This is a genomic window from Streptomyces sp. SID10853, from assembly GCF_010548145.1.
Lineage (GTDB): Bacteria > Actinomycetota > Actinomycetes > Streptomycetales > Streptomycetaceae > Streptomyces.
Map to the genome: position 1 here is coordinate 1 of NZ_JAAGLN010000232.1, position 10,984 is coordinate 10,984.

General features: G+C 71.7%; 8 protein-coding genes and 2 tRNA genes. 8 read left to right on the plus strand and 2 right to left on the minus strand.

Annotated features, from left to right (window positions below; genetic code table 11):
* A partial coding sequence (locus tag G3I19_RS29795) for a PAS domain-containing protein (RefSeq protein ID WP_164266828.1) occupies positions 1-1,846 on the minus strand: 1,846 nt, incomplete at its 3' end.
* A 167-nt stretch (positions 1,847-2,013) separates the two neighbouring features.
* Positions 2,014-2,484 (minus strand): SSI family serine proteinase inhibitor, encoded by a 471-nt coding sequence (locus G3I19_RS29800; protein WP_164266829.1) that lies wholly within the window; start codon positions 2,482-2,484, stop codon positions 2,014-2,016.
* Positions 2,485-2,716: 232 nt separating this feature from the next.
* On the opposite strand from G3I19_RS29800, the gene G3I19_RS29805 reads away from it, so the two are divergent.
* The 8 genes from G3I19_RS29805 to G3I19_RS29840 form a co-directional block, all read left to right on the plus strand.
* Positions 2,717-2,807 (plus strand) — tRNA-Ser (locus G3I19_RS29805).
* 202 nt (positions 2,808-3,009) lie between these two features.
* Positions 3,010-3,082 (plus strand) — tRNA-Arg (locus tag G3I19_RS29810).
* Between the two features lie 358 nt (positions 3,083-3,440).
* On the plus strand, positions 3,441-4,433 hold the full coding sequence (locus G3I19_RS29815) for a BRO family protein (protein ID WP_164266830.1): 993 nt from the start codon (positions 3,441-3,443) through the stop codon (positions 4,431-4,433).
* A 203-nt stretch (positions 4,434-4,636) separates the two neighbouring features.
* Positions 4,637-5,509, plus strand: coding sequence for a DUF2797 domain-containing protein (locus G3I19_RS29820; RefSeq protein WP_164266831.1), 873 nt, complete (start codon positions 4,637-4,639; stop codon positions 5,507-5,509).
* Positions 5,510-5,735: 226 nt separating this feature from the next.
* The gene (locus G3I19_RS29825) at positions 5,736-6,473 is read left to right on the plus strand and encodes a response regulator transcription factor (RefSeq protein ID WP_164266832.1); all 738 of its coding nucleotides are present in this window, start codon (positions 5,736-5,738) and stop codon (positions 6,471-6,473) included.
* Positions 6,474-6,476: 3 nt separating this feature from the next.
* Positions 6,477-8,096, plus strand: coding sequence for a HAMP domain-containing sensor histidine kinase (locus G3I19_RS29830; RefSeq protein ID WP_164266833.1), 1,620 nt, complete (start codon positions 6,477-6,479; stop codon positions 8,094-8,096).
* 40 nt (positions 8,097-8,136) lie between these two features.
* Positions 8,137-9,417 carry a bifunctional glycosyltransferase family 2/GtrA family protein gene (locus tag G3I19_RS29835; protein ID WP_164266834.1) on the plus strand — a complete coding sequence of 427 codons (1,281 nt, stop codon included), beginning with the start codon at positions 8,137-8,139 and terminating at the stop codon, positions 9,415-9,417.
* The coding region (locus G3I19_RS29840; RefSeq protein ID WP_164266835.1) for a glycosyltransferase family 39 protein at positions 9,414-10,984 on the plus strand (1,571 nt) is incomplete at its 3' end. The genes G3I19_RS29835 and G3I19_RS29840, both read left to right, overlap by 4 nt.

The following is a 10,984-nucleotide window of genomic DNA, read 5'->3' on the forward strand; positions in this document are numbered from 1 at the left end:
CGGCTCCCGTGGCCTCCTCCGGGTGGCTCGCGCCCCCGTCGCCGCCGGAGCCCGCGCTCTCCAGGAAGGCATCGGTGGACGAGCGCCTCCCCCGCCGGCGCCCACCGCCCGACGTGACGTTCTGCTGGTCGGGCCGGTCGGGCCGGTCCGCTCCCGGTCCGCCGGACTCCGCCGGGCCCGCAGCCGCTGCCGCCGGATCCACCGTGCCCGAACCGTCCCCGAGGGGCAGTTCCAGCACATACGCGCTGCCGGCCGTCCCCGGCACCTCATGGGTCTGCAGCACACCGCCGTGCGCCCGGACGATGCCGCGCACGATCGGCTCGTGCACCGGGTCGCCGCCGCTGAACGGCCCGCGCACCTCGATCCGTACGACCTTGCCGCGCTGCGCGGCGGCCACCACGATCGTCGAGTCCACATAGGCGCCGCCGGGGGCGACCCGTGCCTTGCCGGTGGCGTCCACGCCGGCCACATCGGCGATCAGATGCGCGAGAGCGGTCGCCAGCCGGCCACCGTCGACCTCGGCCTCTATGGGCGGCGCGTGCACCGCGAACTGCACCCGGCCGGGGCCGATCAGCTCGACCGCGCCTTCCACCCCCGCTGCCACCACGGCGTCGAGCATGACCTTCGCCCTGGTCAGCTCCTCCGTCCCGGCGGCGAGCCGCTGGAAGCCGAGGACGCTGTCGACGAGCGTGGTCATCCGGGCGTAACCGGCGGCCAGATGGTGCAGGATCTGGTTGGCCTCGGGCCACAGCTGACCTGCCGGGTCGGCGGCGAGTGTCCCCAGCTCGGCCCGCAGCTCCTCCAACGGCCCGCGCAGGGCGTCGCCGAGCACCGCGGTCAGCTGCTGCTGCCGCTCTTCGAGCGCCTCGTGCTTCTCGGCCCGCGCCGACAGCTCGGCCGCGTACTCCTCCGCCCGCGCCGACAGTTCGGCCGCGTGCTTCTTGTCCCGGGCCGCGAGCTCGTCCGTGTGCCGTGCCTCGGCAGCGGTGTTCCGCTCGTCCTTGGCCCGGAGTTCGTCGGCGTGCTGCTTGGCCTGCTTCTCGTACGGGCGGCGGTCCGCGAAGGTCAGTACAGCGCCGACGAGCTGCTCGCCGTCCCGGACCGGCGCCGTGGTCAGGTCCACCGGCACCGGGCTGCCGTCCTTCGCCCACAGCACCTGCCCGCGCACCCGGTGCTTGCGCCCGGACCTGAGCGTGTCGGCGAGGGCGCTCTCGTCGTACGGGAAGGGCTCGCCGTTCGCGCGGGAGTGCTGGACCAGCGGGTGCAGCTCCCTGCCGCCGAGGTCGCTCGCCCGGAAGCCGAGGATCTGCGCGACCGAGGGGTTGACGAGAACGACGCGACCGTCGGTGTCGGTGCCCACGACGCCCTCGGAGGCCGCACGCAGGATCATCTCGGTCTGCCGCTGCGAACGCGCCAGTTCGGCCTCGGTGTCGACGGTGCCCGACAGATCCCGTACGACGAGCATCAGCAGCTCGTCACCGGTGAACCCGCCACCGTAGGAGTCGTAGGCCTCCCGGCCGTCCTCCAGATTCGCGCTGGTCACCTCGACGGGGAACTCCGCGCCGTCGGTGCGCCGCGCGAGCATCCGCGTCGGCTTGGTCCTGCCCTGCTCGTCCGCGCCTTCGGGCCGCCGCATCGAGCCCGGGATCAGCCGGGAGTCGAACTCCGGCAGCAGATCGAGCAGCCCCCGGCCGACGAGTGCCGTGCCCGGCGTCTCGAAGGCTTCGAGGGCGATGGAGTTGGCGTTGACGACCGTTCCGTTGCAATTGACGAGCAACAGCCCGTCCGGGAGGGCGTCAAGTATGGCTGCGAGGCGAGCAGCGCCTCGGGATGGCCTGCTGCTCACGACGACGCTTCCTCCCTGAACTACTGCACCTTGCTGACAACCCGGCCCATCTTGCCCCTCGGGCCATGGCGTGTCACTGCTGGAAGTCTAAAGGCAGGCGCTCCGGACATGAGGCGGATGAGGGGGAGCTCTCACCAAGGTTGTGTGGACGGACGGCTGGGCGGAGCTCAGCCGACGGTGTGCGGAAGGACCGGTTCCAGGGTGTTCCAGCGGGCGATCTCGCACCCGTTCGTACGCCGGAATGTCGCGTCGACAGGCTGCCCGCGCCAGATTCCGGTGATGTGCGCGGTGGCCGGACCGCCGTACTGCATCGTGCACATCATGGTGGCGGGAACCGGCGCGAACGGCTTCCGCCCGTCGGCGGCGAGCTGATCCAGCCGGTCGCACGCCTGCTGCGGCGTGGCGTGCGTGCCCCCGGCGGGTGAGCAGCTGAGGCGGCGGGTGCCGTCGGCGGCGCGTGCACCGGAATCGGAGACGGTGATGGTGAGCCGGTCACGGACCTGCGGATCGGGCAGCCGGTGGCCGGGCCGGGCCACGGGGGCGGGGGCGACAGGAGCGGTGGTCGCGGCAGTGGCGACGGGGGCGGCGGCCAGCGCGGAAAGGCAGACGGCGGTGGTGAGAGCGAGGCGGCGCAGCATTGACGTAACTCCTCGGCAGAACGGATCAGGGAGTACGGACCGGTGGGGACGGCCCAGGGGCGGCGCCCCTGCCTCTCTAACGCTTCTGCGCGCCGGGCGTTGCGCGACACGAACGACTTTGCTCTCCCACCCCACGGCCTAGTACCGTGAGCCGCGATTGGTGACGGCCCGCAAGGCTGTGTCATCATCTGCACGCACCACTTCGCGCTCGCGCGACTGTGTTCGGTGTGCTGGAGGCGTCGCCTAGTCCGGTCTATGGCGCCGCACTGCTAATGCGGTTTGGGTTTTACGGCCCATCGAGGGTTCAAATCCCTCCGCCTCCGCCGACTGGATCGCTGAAGCCCCGTCCGTGAAGGACGGGGCTTCAGTCGTTCCGCGGCGGTCTCCGCAGGGCCCGGGGAGGGTGTGGGGAGAGCGCGTTTCCGCAGCTCAGTGGGGGTGCGGCTAATGGATTTCACCTGACGCCGCAGGTCATGTAATGTTGTTCTCGCAACGCCGACGGGGCAGAAAAGCCCGGAACGCCAAGCACTCGTAGCTTAACGGATAGAGCATCTGACTACGGATCAGAAGGTTGCAGGTTCGAATCCTGCCGAGTGCACAGCAGGCCAGAGGCCCTCAGGAGCAATCCTGAGGGCCTCTGGCGTTGTCGGGCAAGAGTTCTTCTTGGGGCTGTCCGTGCCTCGGGGCGCCGTGTTCAGTGCCCCGAGGCTCCCGGCGTGGGGCGGGCCCACCGCTGTGACGTGACGGAACCTGCGTTCTCGGCCTGCGGTGCCATCGCTGGTGCACCGTGAGGCCGTTCGGGTAGGGCCGTTCGCGCGTCAGGGACGGCCGCTCAGGGCGGGACGGCCGCCGGAACGGCGGCGCCGGGGCTCCTGTCGCCTAACGAGTGAACTTGCCTTTGTTCGGGCGGAGTTGCATATGCCTGCGGCTAGGTTCCGAACCGGAGGTGGTGCTCGATGTGCGAGCAGGACACGCCCGAGGACGAGCCGATGACGCCATGCCGGGACGCGGTCGATGTCAGCGACTTCGTGTTCGCGGCGACGGGCGCGCGGGTGCGGCGGTTGACGCTGCCCGACGGGGCGCACTGGTTTCCGGCCGTGGACGTCGCGGAGAACCTTGGTTACGCGAACACCAGACAGGCCCTGCAGTGGCATGTCTCGCCGGACTGCCGGCAGAGCCTCGGTGATCTCGCGAGAGGTGTCTACGGGGCAGACGCTTCGCGCAGAATCGCTGGTCACGGGCTGAAGAAGTCCATGAAGATGGTGACGCTCGCCGGACTCATCCAGCTGGTCAACGGCTGTACGAAGCAGGAGTGCGCACCCTTCAGGCGCTGGGTGGCCGATGTGGTGGCCACGGTGCAGCGTGACGGTGCGTACGAACTCGTTCCGGCCCCGGTGCAGCCCGCACACGAGCTGCGTACCGCCTATGTCATGCCGGAGGAGATCGTCGACGCGCTCGTGCGGCTGGAGGAGCGGAGCATCCGGGCGGCGGAGGCGTGCGCGGCCAGGGAGGAGGAGCGCCATCTGCTTCTGCGCGAGGCCAGCCGGGGGCAGGACTTGCTGACCCAGGCGTTCCACCGGATCGCTGACTCGCTGGACCGGCTCGCCGAGCGGGCGCAGCCCGGTACCTCCGCCGGGCCGGGCGTCTCCACGGGGCCGGGCGTTTCCGCCGGTTCGGGCGCTACCGCCGCGGCCGGCACGCCTCAGGAACTGCTCGCGCGCTGGCAGGACCGGAACCTGGTCATCACCGAGGACGTCCGTACGGTCGCCGCCGTCCTGGCGCCCGGGCTCGTGGCGGGTGCTGCCCGCTGCAGTACGGAGGAGATCGCCGGGCGTACCGGCCTGTCCCCCGCCCGCGTCCAGGACTGCGTCCGGCATCTGCTGCGGCGCGGCTGTATACGGCAGTCGGGGTGCGCTCCGGACGGTGCGCCTGTCTATGTACTCGTCTGATCCATGGACCCGTCCGAGTGCCGCTCGTGAGTGCCGCTCGGCCGAGCGCTGCTGAGGTGTGCGCGCCTTGTGCCAGGTGGGTGCGGCGGCCGTCCTTGCCCGGGGCCCCGCCCACTGTCAGTGGGGGGTGGCATGCTGCGAGTGACGGGGATGTGGTGTCCGTGCAGGGGCGGACCAGGCAGAGCGAGAGGGGCGCAGGGGCCATGTGGCGTTCCGGTGGTCTGCGGTGGGGGGACGAGGGGCCGCGGCTCGTGTGGGAGGGGCGGGCCCGGGCCAGTCCGCTTGTCTACGGGACCGAGGTCGGCTTCCGGGTCGAGGCTGCGGGGGAGCGGATGTGCGTGGGGGCGCGGGGGCACGCCTGCCCGCTGCGGGCACGGGTGCCGGGGCGTGGCACGCAGGCGCGGTGCGGGGAGTGCGCGCGGCTCGACCGGGCGCACTCGGTGGCGGCCGACACCATCGCCGACGATCCCCGGGTCTACCGCGTCTACCTGGCCTGGTTCGGGGCCGGGATGGTCAAGGTGGGGATCACGGCGGAGGAGCGCGGACCGGCGCGGCTGAGAGAGCAGGGGGCGGTGGCTTTCAGCTGGCTGGGACGCGGGCCGTTGATGGCGGCGCGGCGGACCGAGGAACTGCTGCGTACGGCGCTGGGTGTGCCGGACCGGATCCCGTACGCCGACAAGCGGGCGGTGCGGTCCCGGCTGCCGGGGCGGGAGGAGCGTGCGGCCGAGGTACGTGGTGTGCACGCGCGGGCCGTCGCGCTGGCCGGGTGGCCGGATTCGCTGGAGCGGATGGTCTGCGAAGTGGCCGATCACGGGGAGGTGTTCGGACTGGCGGGACTCGGGGACCCGGCCGGGGTGGTGAGCGAGCTGGTGGCGGGCGGGGCCGTCGCCGGGCGGCTGGTGGCTGCCGCGGGGCCCGACCTGCATCTGGCCGGGGGCGATGGTGCGGTGACTGTCCTCGACACCCGGCTGATGGCCGGCTGGGGGCTGACGGGTGCGGAGCCGGGGGCGGAAGTGACCGTGCCGGTGCGGGCAGCCCTGCCGGAACCGGGGGTGGGCCAGCCGGGGCTGTTCTGAGGCGGAGGGGCGGCTTGGTGCGGTTCGGGCCACCCGGTCTCGTGCTGGTCAGTGCGGCCTGGTGCGGTCCGGCCCGGCCCCGCCCGGACCGACCCGGAGGCCCCGTCCGGACCCGCCCGCCCGGCAGGTCAAGGCAGGCGCGTGCCTCCCAGCCGCTCCCGTGTTTCTCAGGAATTTCACAGGTTGGGGAAAGGGGTCTCTCAGAGGTCGCTCGGAAGGTGGTCCCATGACTACGACCTCGCCCCAGGGGCGTACCGAAATGTGCAGGCCCGACGGCAGCGCGGTGCGCGTGCTCGTCGTGGATGACGAGGCCGCCCTCGCGGAGCTGCTCTCGATGGCGCTGCGTTATGAGGGCTGGCAGGTGCGCAGTGCCGGTGACGGGGCCGGAGCCGTGCGGACAGCACGGGAGTTCCGGCCCGATGCCGTGGTGCTCGATGTGATGCTCCCCGACATGGACGGCATCGCCGTGCTCGGCCGGATGCGCCGCGAGCTGCCTGATGTGCCGGTCCTCTTCCTGACCGCCAAGGACGCCGTGGAGGACCGGATCGCGGGTCTGACCGCGGGCGGCGACGACTATGTGACCAAGCCGTTCAGCCTGGAGGAGGTCGTGGCCAGACTGCGCGGGCTGATCCGGCGGTCCGGCACGGGCGCGCAGCGCAGTGAGTCGCTGCTCGCCGTCGGGGACCTGACCCTCGACGAGGACAGCCACGACGTGACCAGGGGCGGGACCAATATCCATCTGACCGCGACCGAGTTCGAGCTGCTGCGCTTCCTGATGCGCAATCCGCGCCGGGTGCTCTCCAAGGCGCAGATCCTCGACCGGGTGTGGTCGTACGACTTCGGCGGCCAGGCCAACGTCGTCGAGCTGTACATCTCGTACCTGCGGCGCAAGATCGACGCGGGGCGTACGCCGATGATCCACACCCGGCGCGGCGCCGGATATCTGATCAAGCCCGGGGAGTAGCCGGTGTCGGCGCGTCGGCGCTGGTCGCTGCGGACACGGCTCGTCGTATCGGCCGTGGCGCTGATCGCCGTGGTGGTGGCCGTGATCGGTTCGGTCACCACGATCGTCATGCACTCCAATCTGGAGCAGCAGCTCGACAAGCAGCTGACGGCGGCGGCCCAGCGCCCCGACCACGATCCGATGGGCGGCGACCGTTCCATCGTCCAGCAGCCCGGGCTGCCGATAGGGGCCATCGGCGGGCGCACCGTCGTCGGCAGCGACGATCTGGTCGACGGGGTGAAGAGCGTCGCCACGCCCGGCGCGCGGCCCGACAGTTCGCCGCTCGGCGCCGACCAGCTCGACGCGCTGGAATCGGTGCCCAGGGACGGCAATCCGCACACCGTCTCCCTTCCGGGCCTCGGGGACTTCCGGGCGACCTACTCCCACAGCGGCACCTTTGTGCTCGGCTTCCCGCTGGACGGTGTCCAGTCCACCGTCACCACCCTGATCGTGGTCGAGGTGTGCGTCACGGCGGCCGGGCTGCTCGCGGCCGCCATCACCGGGACCGCGCTGGTCGGGATAGCGCTGCGCCCGCTCAGACGGGTCGCGGCGACCGCGACCCGGGTCTCCGAACTCCCGCTGCACAGCGGTGAGGTGGCCCCGCTGGAGCGGGTGCCGGGCGCCGAGGCCGATCCGCGGACGGAGGTCGGCCAGGTCGGTGCGGCGCTCAACCGGATGCTGGGCCACGTGGGTTCGGCGCTGGCCGCCCGGCAGGAGAGCGAGACGCGGGTACGGCAGTTCGTCGCCGATGCCAGTCATGAGCTGCGGACCCCGCTGGCCTCCATCCGCGGCTATGCCGAGCTGACCCGGCGCGGCCGCGAGGAGACCGGCCCTGACACCCGGCACGCTCTGGGCCGTATCGAGTCGGAGGCCGGGCGGATGACCGGTCTGGTGGAGGATCTGCTGCTGCTCGCCCGCCTGGACGCCGGACGCCCGACCGCACAAGGCGCCGGCACCGGTCACCGCTCCCCGCCCGCACAAGGCGCCGGCACCGGTCACCTCTCCCCGCCCCCGCACGGCGGCACCGGCCGTTCCCCGCTCGCGTACGAGAACACCGATCTCTCGCCGCTCGTGGTCGACGCGGTGAGCGATGCGCGGGCCGCGGGCCAGGACCACGTCTGGCGGCTCGAACTCCCCGACGATCCGGCCCTGGTGCCCGCCGACGGTGCCCGTATCCAGCAGGTCCTGGTCAATCTGCTGGCCAACGCCCGTACGCACACCCCGCCCGGCACCACGGTCACCGCGCGGGTACGCCGGGACGGCGGCTGGGTGGTGGTGGACGTGGTGGACGACGGCCCGGGTATACCGGCCGAGTTGCTCCCGTACGTCTTCGAGCGGTTCGCTCGCGGGGACGCCTCGCGGTCCCGGCACGCAGGCTCGACCGGGCTCGGTCTCGCGATCGTGCAGGCGGTCGTGGTGGCGCACGGCGGGACGGTGGACGTACGGAGTGTGCCGGGGCGCACGGAGTTCGCGGTCCGGCTGCCCGCGGCCCCGGTGCCGGGTCCCGGGCCGGGGACTCACAACGCCGTCACGCACAGTGCCGTCACCCACAGCACCGGCACTCACAGCACTGTCACAGGCTGACCACACAGGGGTGACAGCGCGGCTGGCGAGTGTCGTCGTTATGCGAACCGACACTTCACCGGGCACCCTGCCGGCACGGGAACACCTTCCTGTGACCGCGGCCGGCGCCCCCGTGCTCGTTGCCCCCGTGCTCGATGTGGTGATCCCCGTGTACAACGAGGAGAAGGACCTCGAACCGTGTGTGCTGCGGCTCCGCGACCATCTCGCCGGCACGTTCCCGTACAGCTTCCGGATCACGATCGCCGACAACGCGAGCACCGACCGGACACCCGAGGTGGCGGCGGAGCTGGAAGGGAAGCTGGACGAGGTACGGGCCGTCCGGCTGGACCAGAAGGGGCGCGGGCGGGCGCTGCGCAGTGTGTGGTCCGCGTCCGACTCCCCCGTGCTCGCCTATATGGACGTCGATCTCTCCACCGGCCTCAACGCGCTGCTGCCGCTGGTGGCTCCGCTGATCTCCGGGCACTCCGATCTGGCCATCGGCTCGCGTCTCGCGCGCAGTTCGCGGGTGGTGCGCGGCCCCAAGCGTGAGTTCATCTCGCGTGCGTACAACCTGATCCTGCGCTCGTCGCTGTCCGCCCGCTTCAGCGACGCCCAGTGCGGATTCAAGGCCATCCGCAGGGACGTCGCACAGCGGCTGCTGCCGATGGTCGAGGACACCGGGTGGTTCTTCGACACGGAGATGCTGGTGGTCGCTGAGCGGGCCGGGCTGCGGATCCATGAGGTGCCGGTCGACTGGGTCGACGACCCGGAGTCGACCGTGCACATCGTGCGGACGGCCGTCGACGACCTCAAGGGCGTCTGGCGGGTGGGGCGCGCGCTGGGGGTCGGCGCGCTCCCGCTCGACCGGCTCGCACGCCCCTTCGGGGACGATCCGCGCGACCGTGAACTCTCCGGTGTGCCCGGGGGGCTGGCCCGTCAGCTGGTCGGCTTCTGTGTCGTGGGCGCGGTCTCGACCCTGCTGTATCTGCTGCTGTACTCCCTGTTCCGTACGGGGGTGAGCCCGCAGCTGGCCAACGCGGGCGCCCTGCTGGTCTCGGCGCTGATCAACACAGCCGCGAACCGGAGACTCACCTTCGGTGTGAGCGGGCGCGACAGCGCGGTGCGCCACCAGGCCCAGGGGCTCGTCGTGTTCGCGATCGGCCTCGCCCTCACCAGCGGGTCACTCGCCGCACTCGGCGCGGCGTCCGACCACCCCTCGCACGGCACCGAGCTCGCGGTGCTGATCGCGGCCAACCTCGCAGCGACGGTGCTGCGTTTCCTGCTCTTCCGCGCCTGGGTGTTCCCCGAGCGGCGCACCGACGATCCGAGGACTGCACGATGACCACCCTCTCCACCGATCCGATCCCCGCGGCCGGCGCACCGCCGTTCCGCGGCCTGCGCCTCGCCCGGCTGTGGCGCGGCCGTGCCGACGACCCGCGCTGGGTGCGGCCCGCGTTCCTCGGGGTGCTGCTGCTCACCCTCGTGTCGTATCTCTGGGACCTCAGTGCCTCCGGATACGCCAACTCCTTCTATTCGGCGGCGGCCCAGGCCGGCGGGGAGAGCTGGAAGGCCCTCTTCTTCGGCTCGCTCGACTCGGCGAACGCCATCACGGTCGACAAACCCCCGGCCGCCCTCTGGCCGATGGCGCTGTCGGTGCGGATCTTCGGGCTGAGCTCCTGGGCGATCCTTGTCCCGCAGGTGCTGATGGGGGTCGGGACGGTCGCGGTGCTGTACGCGGCGGTACGGCGCCGGTTCAGCGCGGCGGCGGGGCTGATCGCGGCCGTGGTGCTGGCGACGACTCCGGTCGCGGCGCTGATGTTCCGCTTCAACAACCCGGATGCGCTGCTGGCCCTGCTGATGACGGTCACCATCTACCTCGTGCTGCGCGCGCTGGAGGACGGGCGCACGAAGTGGCTGGTGTGGGCGGGTGTGGCGATCGGTTTCGCCTTCCTGGCCAAGACCCTCCAGGCGTTCCTGATCCTGCCGCCGCTGGCTGTGGTGTACGCGGTGTTCGCGCCGGTGACGGTACGCAGGCGGCTGGGCCAGATCGGTCTCTCCGCGGTGGCGATGGTCGTGGCGGGCGGCTGGTGGACGGCGATCGTCGAACTGTGGCCCGCGTCCTCGCGTCCGTACATCGGCGGCTCGCAGAACAACTCGTTCCTTGAGCTGACCTTCGGCTACAACGGGCTCGGCCGGATCAGTGGCGACGAGACCGGCAGCGTCGGCGGGGGCGGCGGTGGTGGTGACGGCCCCGGTGGCGGTGGCGGCGGTATGGGCGGCTGGGGTGAGACCGGTCTCGACCGGATGTTCAACTCCGAGATCGGCAGCCAGATTTCGTGGCTGCTGCCCGCCGCACTGATTCTGCTGGTGGCCGGTGTCGTCCTCACCTGGCGGCTGAAGCGCACGGAGACCGCGCGCGGGGCGTTTTTGGTGTGGGGCAGCGCTCTGCTGATGACCCTGTTGATCTTCAGCTTCATGGCCGGGATCTTCCACCAGTACTACACGGTGGCGCTGGCCCCGTACATCGCCGCTCTCGTCGGGATGGGCGTCACGGTCCTGTGGGAGGAACGCGGCAGGTTCGGGTGGTCGGCGGTGCTGGGTGTCGTGGTCGCGGCCACCTCGGTGTGGGCGTATGTGCTGCTGGGGCGGACGCCTGACTATCTGCCCTGGCTGCGCTGGGCGGTGCTGGTCGTGGGGCTCGTGGCGGCGCTCGGCCTGGTGGTGGCCGGGCGGCTGAACCGGCGGCTGGCGCTGGGCGCCGCAGGGGTGGGGCTGGTGGCTTCGCTGGCCGCGCCGTTCGCGTACACGGTGTCCACGCTGAGCACCGGCCACAGTGGCTCGATCGTGACGGCGGGCCCTGCGGGCGCGAGCAGGATGGGCGGCATGGGCGGCGGCCCCGGCGGCGGTGG